The sequence below is a fragment of the Arenibacter echinorum genome (genome assembly GCF_003259375.1).
Taxonomy (GTDB): domain Bacteria; phylum Bacteroidota; class Bacteroidia; order Flavobacteriales; family Flavobacteriaceae; genus Arenibacter; species Arenibacter echinorum.
Genome location: NZ_QLLN01000001.1, coordinates 361,424 through 377,152 on the forward strand (window position 1 = coordinate 361,424; position 15,729 = coordinate 377,152).

The 15,729-nt window shown below is 39.9% G+C and carries 12 protein-coding genes; 10 read left to right on the forward strand and 2 right to left on the reverse strand.

Annotated features, from left to right (window positions below):
- The first annotated feature begins 67 nt into the window (after positions 1-67).
- On the forward strand, positions 68-1,669 hold the full coding sequence (gene bshC, locus LV92_RS01575; RefSeq protein WP_111621924.1) for a bacillithiol biosynthesis cysteine-adding enzyme BshC: 1,602 nt from the start codon (positions 68-70) through the stop codon (positions 1,667-1,669).
- 79 nt (positions 1,670-1,748) lie between these two features.
- Positions 1,749-3,134 carry a pyridoxal phosphate-dependent decarboxylase family protein gene (locus LV92_RS01580; protein ID WP_111622319.1) on the forward strand — a complete coding sequence of 462 codons (1,386 nt, stop codon included), beginning with the start codon at positions 1,749-1,751 and terminating at the stop codon, positions 3,132-3,134.
- Between the two features lie 16 nt (positions 3,135-3,150).
- On the opposite strand, the gene LV92_RS01585 is transcribed toward LV92_RS01580, so the two are convergent.
- Positions 3,151-3,696, reverse strand: a complete 546-nt coding sequence (locus LV92_RS01585; protein ID WP_111621925.1) for a pyridoxamine 5'-phosphate oxidase family protein — start codon at positions 3,694-3,696, stop codon at positions 3,151-3,153.
- Between the two features lie 418 nt (positions 3,697-4,114).
- Between LV92_RS01585 and guaA the strand changes: the two genes are divergently transcribed.
- The 4 genes from guaA to LV92_RS01610 all read left to right on the forward strand — a co-directional run bounded on the left by guaA (position 4,115) and on the right by LV92_RS01610 (position 8,880).
- The gene (gene guaA / locus LV92_RS01595; RefSeq protein ID WP_111621927.1) at positions 4,115-5,647 is read left to right on the forward strand and encodes a glutamine-hydrolyzing GMP synthase; all 1,533 of its coding nucleotides are present in this window, start codon (positions 4,115-4,117) and stop codon (positions 5,645-5,647) included.
- Positions 5,648-5,786: 139 nt separating this feature from the next.
- The gene (locus tag LV92_RS01600) at positions 5,787-7,952 is read left to right on the forward strand and encodes a LysM peptidoglycan-binding domain-containing protein (protein ID WP_245946209.1); all 2,166 of its coding nucleotides are present in this window, start codon (positions 5,787-5,789) and stop codon (positions 7,950-7,952) included.
- A 5-nt stretch (positions 7,953-7,957) separates the two neighbouring features.
- Entirely contained in the window at positions 7,958-8,362 is a 405-nt protein-coding gene (locus LV92_RS01605) for an OsmC family protein (protein ID WP_111621929.1), read from the forward strand.
- Complete coding sequence (locus LV92_RS01610; protein ID WP_245946210.1) at positions 8,350-8,880, forward strand: DUF922 domain-containing protein; 531 nt, start codon at positions 8,350-8,352, stop codon at positions 8,878-8,880. The genes LV92_RS01605 and LV92_RS01610 overlap by 13 nt, the downstream gene beginning before the upstream one ends.
- 40 nt (positions 8,881-8,920) lie before the next feature.
- Here the strand turns inward: LV92_RS01610 and LV92_RS01615 are convergent, their stop codons facing one another.
- Complete coding sequence (locus tag LV92_RS01615; RefSeq protein WP_111621931.1) at positions 8,921-9,790, reverse strand: hydroxypyruvate isomerase family protein; 870 nt, start codon at positions 9,788-9,790, stop codon at positions 8,921-8,923.
- A gap of 316 nt (positions 9,791-10,106) precedes the next feature.
- On the opposite strand from LV92_RS01615, the gene LV92_RS01620 reads away from it, so the two are divergent.
- The 4 genes from LV92_RS01620 to mnmA all read left to right on the forward strand — a co-directional run bounded on the left by LV92_RS01620 (position 10,107) and on the right by mnmA (position 15,728).
- Positions 10,107-10,340 carry a DUF3820 family protein gene (locus LV92_RS01620; protein WP_072862729.1) on the forward strand — a complete coding sequence of 78 codons (234 nt, stop codon included), beginning with the start codon at positions 10,107-10,109 and terminating at the stop codon, positions 10,338-10,340.
- A 63-nt stretch (positions 10,341-10,403) separates the two neighbouring features.
- The gene (locus LV92_RS01625) at positions 10,404-12,029 is read left to right on the forward strand and encodes a CTP synthase (protein ID WP_111621932.1); all 1,626 of its coding nucleotides are present in this window, start codon (positions 10,404-10,406) and stop codon (positions 12,027-12,029) included.
- 119 nt (positions 12,030-12,148) lie between these two features.
- On the forward strand, positions 12,149-14,005 hold the full coding sequence (yidC, locus tag LV92_RS01630) for a membrane protein insertase YidC (protein WP_111621933.1): 1,857 nt from the start codon (positions 12,149-12,151) through the stop codon (positions 14,003-14,005).
- Between the two features lie 532 nt (positions 14,006-14,537).
- Positions 14,538-15,728 (forward strand): tRNA 2-thiouridine(34) synthase MnmA, encoded by a 1,191-nt coding sequence (gene mnmA / locus LV92_RS01635; RefSeq protein WP_111621934.1) that lies wholly within the window; start codon positions 14,538-14,540, stop codon positions 15,726-15,728.
- Position 15,729: the final 1 nt, after the last annotated feature.

Consider the following 15,729-nt stretch of genomic DNA (forward strand, 5'->3'; position numbering starts at 1 on the left):
TTAACGTATTTTTAGGAACTGAAAAAAGGGATAATTTTATCTTTACCAGCTATTACCAATTATTTCTATGGAAGTCGAATGCATACCCTTTAAAAAAACCGGTTATTTTTCCAATTTAATATGTGATTATCTGGATGGGAAGGAATCTTTGTCTCCTTTTTATGAAAGGCCACCCCAAATTGATCAGTTTGCCGAGCAGATAAGTGCCAAGCAAAATTTTCCAAGCTCCCATCGCGAAGTTCTGTATTTGGCTCTTAAACATCAATATAGGGATATTGATGTTTCGGAGGATACTAAGGTAAATATATCACTCCTTAAAGAGCCCTCCACGTATACCGTTGTAACCGGGCATCAATTAAATTTGTTTACAGGGCCATTATATTTTCTCTACAAAATTATTTCTACGATCAATTTGACCAAAGAACTGAAGCTGGCCAATCCGGAAAATAATTTTGTGCCTATTTATTGGATGGCGACCGAGGATCATGATTTTGATGAAATAAATTACTTCAATTTTAAAGGGAAAAAATTACAGTGGAATAAAAATGTTTCCGGTGCGGTAGGGCCATTGGCAACCGATGGACTTGAATCTATCCTGGAGGCTTTTTCCAATGAAATGGGAAATAGTATCAACGCCACTAAGCTTAAGGAATGGTTTGCCAAAGCGTATTTGGAGCACGATAATCTCGCAGATGCAACCCGTTTTTTGGCCAATGAACTTTTTGGTGAACACGGCTTGGTTATATTGGATGGGAACAATACCGAATTGAAGCGCTTATTGGTGCCCTTTGTAAAGCGCGATTTGTTGGAAAACGCTTCTTACAATAAGGTCGTTGAAACTATAGATCAACTACAGATACTACCCGGTAATTACAGTATACAGGTAAACCCAAGGGAAATCAATTATTTTTATTTGTTGGATGGTGTCCGGGAGAGGATTGTGGAGCAGGATGGTAGGTTTTATGTAAACGACACTAAAATTGAATTTAGTGAAGAAGAAATTCTGAAGGAATTGGAGCATTATCCTGAACGTTTTTCGCCCAATGTAATTACTAGACCTCTTTATCAGGAGGTTATATTGCCCAATTTGTGTTATATAGGAGGAGGAGGCGAATTGGCGTATTGGTTGCAATTGAAAGCCATGTTTACGGAAATGAAGGTGCCTTTTCCAATATTATTGCTTCGTAATTCGGCCTTGGTCATTACTGGGAAGCAGATGGAGAAGTTAGAACGAATGAATATTTCCCTTTCTGACATATTTTTAAATCAAAGTAGTTTTATTAATAAGAAGATCAGGGAAATATCCAATATAGATATTGACTTTACACCTCAAAAAAAATATTTACAGGAGCAGTTCAAGGACTTGTACGACCTGGCCGATAAAACTGATGCTTCTTTTTTAGGAGCCGTGAAAGCCCAGGAGGTTAAACAATTAAAGGGTTTGGATAATTTGCAAGGGAGACTGCTTAAGGCCCAAAAAAGGAAGTTACAGGACCATGTGGTGCGTATGACCGAAATTCAGAATCAACTTTTTCCCAATAAATCACTTCAAGAACGCAACCTTAATTTCTCAGAACTTTATCTAGAGTATGGAGAGCGCTTGATACCACATTTAATGAAAGCACTTAGGCCGCTTTCGGGTGAGTTTTCTATAGTAAAAATGGATTGATCTACACTGGTTTATTGCACTGCAGCGCATATTTTTAGACAATCAAAAAGGTTATATTTGTTAAAAACAGACTATGTCCATGCACAAAGTAGACTTTGAAATGGTGGAAATGACATTGGATGTCATGAAATACGCCATTGGTCGAATTACCCATCCAGCCCCGGAATTAGGCAAGCCCAAAAAGGAAGAGGAGTTAAAGACCTTGGTAGGGGAAACAATAACTCCTGATGGTATTGGAGGGGAAAGGGCCTTTCAATTGTTTAAAGAGGTACTTATAAAGGCTACGGTACCCATTGATCATCCCAGACATTTGGCGTTTGTACCGGCCTCACCTACACGGGCGGCAGTCATGTTCGATCTGGTAACCTCGGCATCCAGCATTCATGGGGCTTATTGGATGGAAGGGGCTGGCGGAATATTTTGTGAGAACGAAGCCATGAAATGGTTGGTGTCCCTAACAGGCTTGCCAAAGGGATCGTTTGGGGTATTCACCAGCGGAGGAACGGCTGCCAATTTATCGGCCATGGTAACAGCCAGGGAAAATTGGCGGAAGAATCCAGAAAATGTCAATAAAAAAGGGTTGATCATAACCTCTTCAGGGGCCCACTCATCAGTAAAATCTATGGCCAAGGTTATAGATTGTGACGTGCTTTTGGTGGAAACAGAGGAACAGATGACTGCAGAGGCCCTAAGTGACAGCATAATTACCTTGGATGCCCAACAAAGGGATAGGTTATTCGCCGTTGTGGCAACCGGAGGTACCACGAATGCAGGTATAATAGATGATTTGTCCGGTATTGCCGAAATTTGTGGGGCTGAAAATCTTTGGTTCCATGTGGATGCTGCCTATGGTGGCGGCGCCTTGGCGTCCAAATCGGCCAGACCGTTGTTCCATGGCATAGAAAAGGCGGATAGTATAACCATTGATCCCCATAAATGGCTTTTCTCGCCCTATGATTGTGGGGCTATAATTTATAAGAATCCGGAATTGGCCAAGGAAGCACATTCACAGGAAGGTTCCTATTTGGAAATATTTAAGGATGAAGGTGCCCATGGTTTTAACCCTTCGGACTATCAAATACAGTTGACGCGCAGGGTAAGGGGCTTACCGCTTTGGTTTTCACTGGCCATGCACGGAACCGATAAGTATTCATGGGCCGTTGATCAGGGTATTGGGTTGGCCAATTTAGCAGGACAATTAATAAGGAAGCATCCCTTGGTAGAATTGGTAAGGGAGCCCAGTCTATCCTGTGTCCTGTTCAGAAGAAAAGGATGGTTACCTCAAGATTATACTCATTGGACCTATAAAAATCACAGGGAAGGTTTTGCGCTGGTTACTCCTACCAAGTATAGGCAAAAGGGCGTTTACGAAACTGTGGCGCGATTCTGTTTTATTAACCCGGATACAACCGAGAAAGATATTTCCATGATTTTGGATTCCATGGCCTTGAAGGATGTGGTTTAGGTTGATTAAAATCATCCTAGGGCACCAAATACTCACTTTCCCACTGAGTACCAACTTTGGAGAACCGGACCCTTATATGATGGGGTTGACTTAATTTTAGGTATTCTATTTTGTAGGGTATAATCTCTACCAGGCAGAAATGATTTTCTTCACTTAAATATTCCAAATTTTGGGGATTGATTAAATTACTTCCAGGAGACCTGCTCGTAGTATATTGTTTTTTTGCGTAGCTATCCAGTTTGCTCCAATATTTCTCTTTGGTGGCATCATCATCTTTGTAGCTTGCCGTGCCTTCAATCTTTAATTGAAGCAATTTGGTAGGGTGGTATAGAAGTAGGCTAACCCTTTTGTTTTCTTTTATATGTGTTATTTTTTTTGAGCGCTTATCGGTATAAAAAGTCAGTTTTAGATTTTCGGAAACATCCCTTAATACAACGGTGCGCAAACGCGCAACCTGATCCAATCCTACGGTGGCAAGTGTGAAAAATCGGAAAGGATGGTCTTTTTCCGTGAGCACTTTTTGTAGCTCTTCCCTTATTTCCTTTAAATAAACGGTGGCCATGATGATCTTTTTTTAGTTATATTAAAGATAAAAATAATTGTTGGAGTAGGGTATTTCTTTTCTCAGGTGTTATAGATATAAATTGCTATGAATTTGAAAATAATTTCAAACGAAATTGTGAGTAGTTATAATTAGTTAATTGGTTTAGGTTAGTTTTGATTAGTAAGCCCGGTTGGTTACCGGGCTTTTTTGTGCTTAAATGTAAAAATCTTTGCAATTGACCTAAAAATAAGCCCTGTTCGAATTTGATTGTTGGGTGTTTTGATTAATTATTGTGTTTTCCATTGGTTAAAAGAAGCCCTTATTTCAAAGGGCATATCGGCAAAAAGCTTACCTACATATCTTTCTGTTTATAAGTTTTGTGATTATTATACCCTAAAGATACTTTTTCAAAAATTTCAAATTACTATTTTTGCCCATGCAAAATAACGTCCTCATATTAGATTTTGGTTCCCAATATACGCAGCTCATCGCTAGAAGGGTAAGGGAGCTTAATATTTTCTGCGAAATAAAACCGTACAACCATTTGCCCGAAGATTTATCGGAATACAAAGCAGTGATACTTTCTGGATCGCCGTTTTCGGTAAGGGGAGATGACGCACCACACCCGGATTTGTCTCAAATAAAAGGGAAAAAGCCTTTGTTGGCCGTTTGTTACGGAGCCCAATATTTGGCCCACTTTAACGGTGGCAATGTAGCTCCTTCCAACACCCGTGAATACGGTAGGGCAAAATTGTCCTTTATAGATCACAGTGAATCCTTTTTTGAAGGGATTTCTGAAGGTAGCCAGGTTTGGATGAGCCATAGTGATACCATAAAAGAATTGCCTTTAGGTGCCATTAAATTGGCAAGTACCCATGATGTGGAAAATGCGGCCTATAAGCTTAAGGATGAAGAGACCTATGCCATACAATTTCACCCGGAAGTTTATCATACTACCGACGGGAAAAAATTGTTGGAAAACTTTCTGGTCCATATAGCTGGGGTAGCTCAGACATGGACTCCGGATTCTTTTGTTGAAACTACCGTTGCGGCATTGAAGGCTAAAATTGGTGATGAAAAGGTAATACTTGGCCTATCCGGCGGAGTGGATTCCACTGTTGCAGCAGTCTTGTTGCACAAAGCCATCGGAAAACATTTGCACTGTATTTTCGTAAATAATGGACTGTTGCGGAAAAATGAGTTCCAATCGGTATTGGACCAATATGAAGGAATGGGCTTAAATGTGAAGGGTGTTGATGCTTCGGCACGTTTTTTGGACAGCTTGGAAGGAGAAAGCGATCCAGAGAAGAAGAGGAAGGCCATAGGTAGAGTTTTTATAGAGGTCTTTGATGATGAATCACACTTGGTGGAAGATGCAAAATGGTTGGCACAGGGAACTATATATCCTGATGTTATAGAGTCTGTCTCTGCCACCGGAGGTCCGTCAGCGACCATTAAGAGTCATCATAATGTTGGTGGATTGCCCGATTATATGAAATTGAAGGTCGTGGAGCCCTTGCGAATGTTGTTTAAGGATGAGGTTAGGCGTGTAGGTGCCAGTTTAGGAATAGATAAGGAGTTGTTGGGTAGACATCCCTTCCCGGGACCAGGTTTGGCCATCCGTATCCTAGGAGATATTACCCGGGAGAAAGTGGCTATTTTACAGGAAGTGGATGCCATTTTTATCAACGGATTAAGGGAGTGGGGTCTTTATGATAAGGTTTGGCAAGCGGGAGCTATGCTTTTGCCCGTCAATAGTGTTGGCGTAATGGGGGATGAACGTACATATGAGAAATGTGTAGCTTTAAGGGCAGTAGAAAGTACAGACGGTATGACGGCGGATTGGGTAAATTTACCCTATGAGTTCTTGCAAAAAACCTCCAACGACATTATAAATAAGGTTAGGGGTGTAAATAGAGTGGTTTATGATATTAGTTCCAAACCACCGGCAACGATCGAATGGGAATAATTGAAGAGCAAGTGCAGAGGAATTTTAAATTTCCAGCTGTGCATTAATTTTTAATTATTATTATAACATTGTTGTGTTTATGTTCGTTCTCAATTTTGTACTTGGCTTATTTTAAATAGAACAAATAAAATCTATTCTTGTGAAAATATATAGAAAAGTAATATTGACAACATTTTTATTAATGTTGGTGAGCATCAATGCAATTGCGCAAAAATTCACTACTCATTCCGTTAAAGCGGGTGAAACTTTGGAAAGTATCGCAAAAAGATACAATGTTAGCGAGCAAGGAATATTAAATTACAACAAGGAGATAAAAAAAGGTCAAGCTTTAAGGGCCAATACCATCTTGGTAATACCAGCGTCCAACGGCGTGGCAGTAAAAAAAGATAGTGTTTCGGAAGTCAATACCTTATTGCAGGCCTTAAAAGGTGATGAGTCCGGTCTTCAACAACGGGAACCTATAGGTTATACCTCACATAAGACCAAAAGAAAGGAAACCTTGTTTGGTATTTCCAAACAGTACAATATTTCTGAGGATGATATTAAGCGTTACAACAAAGAGCTATATTCCGTTCAGTTGAAAAAGGGCATGATTCTTAAGATACCCAAATATAAAAAGGTAGACCCTTCCGAAAAAGCATACATTGAAGATAATTATGAAATCTATACCGTACAACCTAAGGAAACACGTTGGAGTATAGCCAATAAATACGGGATCACTATAGATAGTTTATTGGTGTTAAATCCTAAATTGTCCAAAATATCCGATTACCTTTCTTCTGGACAGGAGCTTCTATTGCCAAAGATATTGGGGAGTTCCATCAAGGATCAAGAAACCCAATTGTACAATTCATATACCGTTCCGGCCAAGCAAACTTTTTATAGTTTGGAGAAAAAATTTGGACTAACGGCCAACGAAATTATAGCCTTGAACCCTGAAATAAAAGAGAGGGGAGGGCTTAAGGAAGGTATGATACTGAGGATACCGGCGAAAAAGATGGAGACCGGTGAGGTCAATATTGAGAATTACAATTTTTATGAGGTGAAACCAAAACAAACAGAGTTTTCACTTACGCGTAAATTTGGTGTTACTTATACGGAATTATTGGAACTTAATCCAGAATTAAAAGATGGGTTAAAGGCGGGTATGGTCTTGAAACTGCCCAAGGCCCAGACAGGAAATTTTGATGTAAAAAATGCACTTATCCTGGATAAGATCAACTTAAGGGACAGTGTCAATACATTAAACCGCCCAAAATTGGTATTTCTTTTACCGTTTAGATTGGATAGATTGGATTTAAACGATAATGCTGCCACCAAGAGTGCCATTGAGAATAGAAAAGATGTAAAATACAGTTTGGGACTCTATTCTGGGGCAATGGTTGCTTTAGATTCTATAGCCAAACTGGGAATCTCCGTAGATGTTAAAACATATGATACCCAATTGGACCTGAATCGCACCAAGGGTATTTTGCAAAAGGAAAATTTAATTGGGGTATCGGCAATTTTTGGTCCCTTGGAGTCCCAATCCTTAAAAGAGGTAGCGCTGCAAGCTTCGGAATATGGAGTGCCCGTGGTAGCACCCTTAACAGATAAGAGCGATTTAAGCTTGAACAATGTGTTTTTTGCCCTGCCTTCGGAAAAGGTAATGGCGGATCATATGATGACCTATGTTGAAGGATTAAGGACAAAGGAAAATGTAATCATAATTGCAGATCAAAAGAACAAGCCTACGGAATCTGCTTTGTTAATGAAGTTTCCTGGGGCCAAAATAGTGGCTTTAAAGGAGGATCGAACGGTGGATATCGATAAAATCTCCAAGATACTTTCTTTGGAGACCGAGAACTGGGTGTTTTTGGAAACCGACCAGGCCAATGTGGTTTATCACGTAGGTTCTTTACTTAATTCATTGATAAGTGAGGATATTGGCATACGACTTTTTACAACAGACAAGAACAAGGCTTTTGACAGTGAGGTTGTTTCCTATTCCCATCTTTCCAATTTGAGGTTTACCTATCCTTCGGCTTCACGGGAAATTGGGGAGAATAGTTTTGTAAAATTATATAGAAAGAGATATGGGGCGGATCCGGATGCTTATGCAGTTCGTGGTTTTGACCTCACTTATGACCTACTTTTAAAATTGGCCTATAAAAGGGACTTGGTAAGTGCTTCCAAACTTGTTGGGGAGACCGAATATGTGGGGAACAAATTTAACTTTAACAAAGACATCTCTTCCGGGTATTATAACAGGGCTTCTTATATTCTTGGATATGAGAATATGAATGTTATTGAACTTAAAGACTGAATCCTATGACCGCGAAAGTAATCTATACCGGTGGACTTAGAACAAACTGTGAACATATAAGATCTGGCAATTCCTTTATTACGGATGCACCATTGGATAATCAAGGTTTGGGACAAGCATTTTCCCCTACGGACACTGTTGCCACAGGCTTGGCCAGTTGCATGTTTTCTGTTATGGGAATAAAGGCTAGGGGCTTGGAATTGGATTTGGAGAATTCCACTGCCGAAGTAATAAAGCATATGGAGGCCGATCCAAGGCGGATTACCAGGATAGATGTTAAATTTAATATGCCCAAGATAATTTCTGATAAACACAGAAAAATTTTGGAACATACGGCTCGTACCTGCCCCGTTCATTATAGTTTGCACCCAGACATCGTAAGGAATATTACTTTCCAGTGGGATCTTTAAAAAAAGCAATATGGCTTTTTATGGGGCTTATGCTGCATTTGGGCTATGGCCAGGAAGAGGAAGTGGTTTTATGGACCCCCACAGGAAAATTAGAGTGGTCCGATTTCAAGGGCAAGCCATCCAATATTTCCAATGCCGCGGCTATTACGGCCAGCGGTATCACCTACAGTTTTTCTGCTAAGGGAACCAAGGATAGAATGGAACTCGATTTCAAGGTGGACACCCATTTTTATCCGGATAAATCCTGGTACAAGACTAAATTGGCCAATCCGATTATATTAAGCCATGAGCAATTACATTTTGATATATCCGAAGTGTACGCCCGAAATTTTAGGCAAATTTTGGCCAAGACCAAATTTACCAACAATGCAAAATCTGAAGTAAAGGAGATATATAGGAATATACTTCGTGAGCTAAACGACTATCAGAACCAATATGATTCCGAAACCAACTTTTCCAGGGATACCGTTCAGCAATTAATTTGGAATAAAAAGATTAAAAAAGCCTTAAACAATTAAAGGAGATTTTTTCAAATTCTCCTTTAATTGGATTTATTTCTTAAACGTCGCAAATGGTAACCCCTTCGTTTAGGGCGGCTATTTTATCGTCCCAAGTGGGGATAAATTCTTGCGCCACATGTCCTTTGTAGCCTGTGGCCAAAATAGCCTTCATTATTGCCGGATAATATAATTCCTGGGTTTCGTTTATTTCATTTCGTCCAGGATTGCCTCCGGTATGGTAATGTCCAAAGTACGAATGGTAGTCTTGGATGTTACGAATAATATCGCCCTCCATAATCTGCATATGGTAAATGTCATAAAGCAGTTTAAAATTGTTGGATCCCAATTTTTTGCACAATTCCACGCCCCATTCAGTGTGGTCGCACATATAATCTTCGTGGTTCACCTTGGAATTCAATAACTCCATTTGTATTATCACTCCGTGTTTTTCGGCTAGCGGCATAATCTTCTTTAATCCGTCCACACAGTTTTGTAACCCAATAGCATCATCCATTCCCCTTCGATTGCCGCTAAAGCAGATAAGATTGGTATAGCCCGCTGCTGCCACCTTGGGAATCATTTCCGTGTAATTTTTAATCAAAGTCTCATGATATTTCGGGTCGTTCCATCCTTCCGTAAGGCTTATTTCGGCCCCGTTGCACATGGAGGAATTAATATTGTACTTTTTAAGCAATGGCCAGTCTTTTGGACCAATAAGGTCAATGCTTTTTACGCCCAGGTCGTTTAGTGACTTTAAAAAATCTTCTAGCGGAATGCTCCCATAACACCAGTAGCAAACACTGTGGTTAATGTTGTTTTTTAATTTGGACTCTTCTTTTTTGTTTGGCTCCATTGCATTTCCAGTTTTGTATGCCAGCATGCCAACCGATGCCGCTGCTGAGGTTCCTATAAATGTTCTTCGTTTCATCTGTTCTATTTTATTTTTTTATTGAAGGTACTATATGGATCGCTTTAGCACTTTCCTTGTGTATTTATCGGGCCTGAGGTGTACTACAATCTTTCCTCTGGGTTGCCCATTGTATTATTTTGGATATATCCATGGATAATGCGCAATTCTTTATAAATGTAAATCGTACGTGTATAAAGATAGGTGATTTGTCTTAAAAGTACGAAATTTCGAAATAGAAAGTTCAAAATGGGCTTGGGGTATATTAGTAAATAGATTTCAATCAAAAACTTGGGATGCGTTCCCTAAGATGGTATATTTGGGTAGAATCTGTAGTATGAATGTAGTTCCGGACAAGAGACAATTAATAGAATTGGCACATTATAGAATGCCATTTGGTAAATTTAAGGGAAGATATTTGGTGGAACTGCCCGAACCTTATTTGGTATGGTTTCAACAAAGCGGATTTCCAGAGGGAAAGCTGGGAAATTTGTTGCGGGCCATGCTGGAAATTAAAATTAACGGACTTGAGGGCCTAATTCGTAAAATTCAAAAAGATTTTCCCCAATAATACCCGTGAATTGTGATAGCAATTCGTATTTTTGCTCGCGTTACGAATTCAACCTAACGCTTCATGTCGCAGACTAAATATATTTTTGTAACCGGTGGGGTTACTTCATCCCTCGGAAAAGGGATTATAGCAGCTTCTCTTGCCAAATTATTACAGGCTAGAGGTTATAGAACCACTATTCAAAAATTAGATCCTTATATAAATGTTGATCCGGGAACTTTAAATCCCTATGAGCATGGTGAATGCTATGTTACCGATGACGGTGCCGAGACCGATTTGGACTTGGGGCATTACGAGCGTTTTTTAAATGTTAGGACTTCACAGGCCAATAATGTTACCACGGGAAGAATTTACCAAAGTGTTATAGAAAAGGAACGCAGAGGTGAATTTTTGGGAAAGACCGTTCAGGTAGTACCCCATATTACCAACGAAATTAAGGAACGTATCCAATTATTGGGAAAGAGCGGGGATTATGATATTGTAATTACCGAAATAGGTGGTACCGTTGGGGATATAGAATCTCTACCCTATATTGAAGCCGTTCGCCAGTTGCTATGGGAGTTGGGCGATAATAATGGGATAGTGATCCACCTGACTTTGGTACCTTATCTTTCTGCGGCCGGAGAATTAAAAACCAAGCCTACCCAACATTCCGTAAAGACCTTGATGGAAAGTGGGATAAAGGCCGATATCTTGGTTTGTAGGACCGAACATGAAATTCCAGACGATTTAAAAGATAAATTGGCACTTTTTTGCAATGTAAAAAGGGAGGCGGTAATACAATCCATAGATGCATCGACCATATATGATGTGCCTATTTTAATGCAAGAGGAAGGATTGGATACCGTGACCTTAAAGAAATTGGCCCTGCCGGACAATGTAGTGCCGGATCTTACAAATTGGAAACAATTTTTACAATGGCATAAAAATCCTAAAAATGAAGTAACCGTTGGTCTTATTGGGAAGTATGTTGAATTGCAGGATTCTTATAAATCCATCTTGGAATCTTTTATCCATGCCGGATCTGTAAACCATGTAAAAGTAAGAGTGAAATCAATTCATTCCGAACATCTTTCTGCAAAAAATATTGAAAAGAAGATGCAAGGTCTGGACGGTATACTGGTGGCCCCAGGTTTTGGGGAAAGAGGAATAGAAGGGAAAATTAAAGCGGTGCAGTTTGCCCGTGAAAATAAAATACCATTTTTAGGCATCTGCTTGGGAATGCAGATGGCCGTAATAGAATATTCCAGAAATGTACTTGGTCTTAAAAAGGCCAATTCCACGGAGATGGATGAAAATACCCCAGATCCAGTGATCAGTATTATGGAGGAACAGAAAAATATTGTCAATAAGGGAGGAACTATGCGATTGGGAGCCTGGGACTGTCATTTGGAAAAAGGCAGTCTGGTACAAAAAATCTATCATGGGGCATCCGAAATTTCTGAGCGCCACCGTCACCGTTATGAGTTCAACAACCAATATAAAAAGGAACTGGAGGAAGCTGGACTGGTAGCTTCCGGTGTAAACAAGGAAACAGGATTGGTAGAAATAGTAGAGGTTCCTGCCCATCCTTGGTTTGTTGGGGTTCAATATCACCCTGAATACAAGAGTACGGTAGACAATCCGCATCCGTTGTTCGTAGGGTTTATTAAAGCTGCTTTAAAGCACCAGAAGGAAGGAAAGCAATAAACTAGTGCCAGTTTGGCATATATCACCCAATTGGGCATATATTTGCAAGCTGATTTAATTCGCTGGGAACGTAGTTGTTGTTTGTATCCCTGCCGATAATATTTTAAATTAAACTTTAGATGGAGGAAAAGAAATTGGATATTAATACCATTATCGGTTTTGTGCTGATTTTTGGTATTCTTATTTTTATGTTTTGGCAGAACCAGCCAACACCGGAAGAGCTGGAAGCACAGAAGGCAAAACAAGAGCAGCTGGAAGCCGCTGAAATGCAAAAAGCCAATGCTCCCAATGAAGAGATTGCCCAACCCAAAACAATCGATCTACAAGATTCAACAGCGGTGGCAAGCTACAAAAGTGCCTTAGGTGCCTTTGGATATACGGCTCCTTCAGAAGGAACCACAGTATTGGAGAACGATGTGGTTTATTTGGAAATAAGCAACAAGGGAGGCCAGATTATCGAGGCGAGAATGAAAGGTTACGTAACCTATGATTCCATTCCAGTTTATTTGATAAAAGACGGCAATGCCAATTTTGCACTTAATTTTAGTACTTCGGACAATAGGGTTTTAAATACAAACGATCTATATTTTGAACCCACTCTTTCCAAATCTGGTGAGAATCAGGTGCTGTCCATGAAAGCCAAAGTGGCATCGGATAAGTTCTTGGAATATCGCTACGAAATGAAACCTGACGAATACCTGATTGGTTTTACAGTGCGCTCTCAAGGCTTAAATGGCATCGTAAATAGTTCCAAGCCCATTGATTTGGATTGGAAGATGAAGTCGATCCGCCATTCCAAAAGTATCCAATATGAAAATAGATATACCAGGGTTACCTATAACCACGATGGTGACAAAATAAGTAAATTATCCGAAGGCAGTGAGGATGAGGAAACGGAAGTGGATATAAAATGGATTTCTTACAGACAGCATTTCTTTAGTTCTATTCTTACTTATGCCAATAAGTTTAAAACGGCCAAATTGAATTCTGTAAATTTAGTGGAGGAGGAAAGTCACACCCAACAATTTACCAAGGAGTTCGCGGCCGAGGTGCCTTTGGAGCTGCAGGGCGGTGAGTTTGCCTATAATTTTAATTGGTACTACGGACCAACAGATGTAAAGGTATTGGCGCAGTACAAGGAATTGGGACTGGAAGATTCCATTCCTTTTGGCTGGGGAATTTTTGGATGGATCAACAGATATATCTTTACCCCGGTATATACTTTCCTAAGTTCGTTCCTACCTTTTGGTATTGCCATTGTAGTCATGACCATTTTGGTAAGACTTATAATGTCGCCAGCTACCTATAAGTCCTACTTGTCTCAAGCCAAAATGAAGGTGTTGAAACCTGAAATTACCGAGCTTAATGAGAAGTTCAAGGACAATGCCATGAAAAAGCAACAGGAAACTATGAAATTGTATAATAAGGCCGGGGTAAGCCCTATGAGTGGTTGTGTGCCTGCTCTGTTGCAGATGCCGATATTCTACGCCCTTTTTATGTTTTTCCCAACTTCCTTTGCGTTGAGACAGAAACCGTTTTTGTGGGCAGATGACCTTTCTTCCTATGATGCTATAGCGCAATTGCCATTTACCATTCCATTTTATGGGGATCATGTAAGCTTGTTTCCTATTTTGGCCTCTGTTGCCATATTCTTTTATATGATGATGACCACTGGGCAGAATATGCAGACGCAACCAGGAATGCCCAATATGAAATTTATAATGTATTTGTCCCCCTTGATGATGTTGGTTTTCTTTAACAACTATGCAAGTGGACTAAGTTTGTATTATTTTGTGTCTAACTTGATTACCATTTTTATAATGCTGGCCATCAAGAATTTCATTTTGGACGAGGACAAGATCCACGCCCAGATACAAGAGAATAAAAAGAAGCCTAAGAAGGAAAATAAGTTTCAGAAAAAGATGCGCGAGATGATGGAGCAGGCCGAGGAGCAGAAAAAAATAGGGAAGAAATAAGTCTAGATTTTCTTAACATACGATTAAAGTGCTTGAATTTTTTCAAGCACTTTTTTATGGACATAATCCACGGTTCTGAAACGGGAACCCAAATACCACTGAAATTTAATTGGTTTGTATACCTAGTGCCGTTTAATGGCCTTTTCAGGATGGTAATGAGGTAATTGATGCTTTTGAAGAGGAAGATTGACGTACTGGGATAATTATAAAAACAAAAACCCCGGCCAGATGGTCGGGGTTTTTAGCATTGATTTGGTTTAGTTTGGTAAGTTTTGGGTTCCCAAAGATTGTGCTTTTTTAAGCTGTATAAAACTAATAGTTGTAAAGTGGTCTTTTTAGTATGCTAAAGTGGCTTCTTTTGATGTATGGGTATTTTTTTGAATATAATTTTCAATCTTTCAGGTGGACGGTTATTCAATTTTAGTTGGATTATATTTATAAGGCGGGCAAAATCCAATTTTGTATTTTTGCATATTAAGTGTAAGCCATAAATGGTTTGCAGCGACCAAGGGTAAACAATAAATAATTACAGATGCAAAAGGTGGTAGTTGGACTTTCCGGCGGTGTGGATTCCAGTGTTACGGCATATCTATTAAAGGAACAAGGGTATGAAGTTATTGGCCTATTTATGAAAAATTGGCATGACGATTCCGTGACCATTTCCAAGGAATGCCCTTGGTTGGAGGATAGCAATGATGCCCTTATAGTTGCCGAGAAGTTGGGAATACCCTTTCAAACGGTAGATTTAAGTGCCCAGTACAAAGAACGTATTGTGGATTATATGTTCAGGGAATACGAGAAAGGGAGAACACCAAATCCTGATGTGCTTTGTAACAGGGAAATAAAGTTTGATGTGTTTATGAAAATTGCCATGCAGTTGGGAGCAGACTTTGTGGCAACAGGACACTATTGTAGAAAGGGCGTTATTATAAATGAGGACGGAACGGAAACGTATCAGTTGCTTGCCGGTGCGGACGGAAATAAGGATCAATCCTATTTTTTATGCCAGCTATCCCAAGAACAACTTGCCAAAACCTTATTCCCCATAGGTGAATTACAGAAGCCTGAAGTGCGGAAAATTGCAGCGGAAAATGACTTGATTACTGCCGATAAAAAGGATTCCCAAGGTCTTTGCTTTATTGGGAAGGTGCGTTTGCCAGAATTTCTTCAACAGAAGTTAAGGCCCAAAAAAGGGGTAATTGTGGAAGTGCCGGCGGTATTGGAGCAGTATGGGAGTGCCCTTCCCCAGTTTAATTCCAAATTGGAGGAATTGGCCTATTACGCAGAAAAACCTCACTATGACCCAACCGATGGGAAGGTGGTAGGGGAGCACCAAGGTGCCCACTATTTTACAAAAGGACAGCGCAAGGGATTAGATGTAGGGGGTACCAAAGAACCTTTGTTCGTAATTGAAACCGATGTTGACCAAAATGTAATCTATACCGGTCAAGGGAAGAGTCACCCAGGACTTTACCGTAGGACCTTATTTGTAAGCAATGATGAATTGCATTGGGTACGCACGGATTTGGCATTGGAAGTAGACCAGACTATGGAGGTTATGGCCAGGATAAGATACCGTCAACCTTTGCAAAAGGCGACTATTTACAAGGTGGATGCCGGTTTGTATGTAGATTTTGTTGAAAAACAATCTGCTATTACGGAAGGGCAATTTGTTGCCTGGTATATTGGAGAGGAACTGGTTGGGTCTGGTGTAATCTCTTAAA

Coding starts and splice junctions, on each gene's coding strand:
- bshC (WP_111621924.1), top strand. CDS start 68: ATGGAAGTCGAATGCATACCCTTTAAAAAAACCGGTTATTTTTCCAAT.
- LV92_RS01580 (WP_111622319.1), top strand. CDS start 1,749: ATGCACAAAGTAGACTTTGAAATGGTGGAAATGACATTGGATGTCATG.
- LV92_RS01585 (WP_111621925.1), bottom strand. CDS start 3,696: ATGGCCACCGTTTATTTAAAGGAAATAAGGGAAGAGCTACAAAAAGTG.
- guaA (WP_111621927.1), top strand. CDS start 4,115: ATGCAAAATAACGTCCTCATATTAGATTTTGGTTCCCAATATACGCAG.
- LV92_RS01605 (WP_111621929.1), top strand. CDS start 7,958: ATGACCGCGAAAGTAATCTATACCGGTGGACTTAGAACAAACTGTGAA.
- LV92_RS01615 (WP_111621931.1), bottom strand. CDS start 9,790: ATGAAACGAAGAACATTTATAGGAACCTCAGCAGCGGCATCGGTTGGC.
- LV92_RS01620 (WP_072862729.1), top strand. CDS start 10,107: ATGAATGTAGTTCCGGACAAGAGACAATTAATAGAATTGGCACATTAT.
- LV92_RS01625 (WP_111621932.1), top strand. CDS start 10,404: ATGTCGCAGACTAAATATATTTTTGTAACCGGTGGGGTTACTTCATCC.
- yidC (WP_111621933.1), top strand. CDS start 12,149: ATGGAGGAAAAGAAATTGGATATTAATACCATTATCGGTTTTGTGCTG.
- mnmA (WP_111621934.1), top strand. CDS start 14,538: ATGCAAAAGGTGGTAGTTGGACTTTCCGGCGGTGTGGATTCCAGTGTT.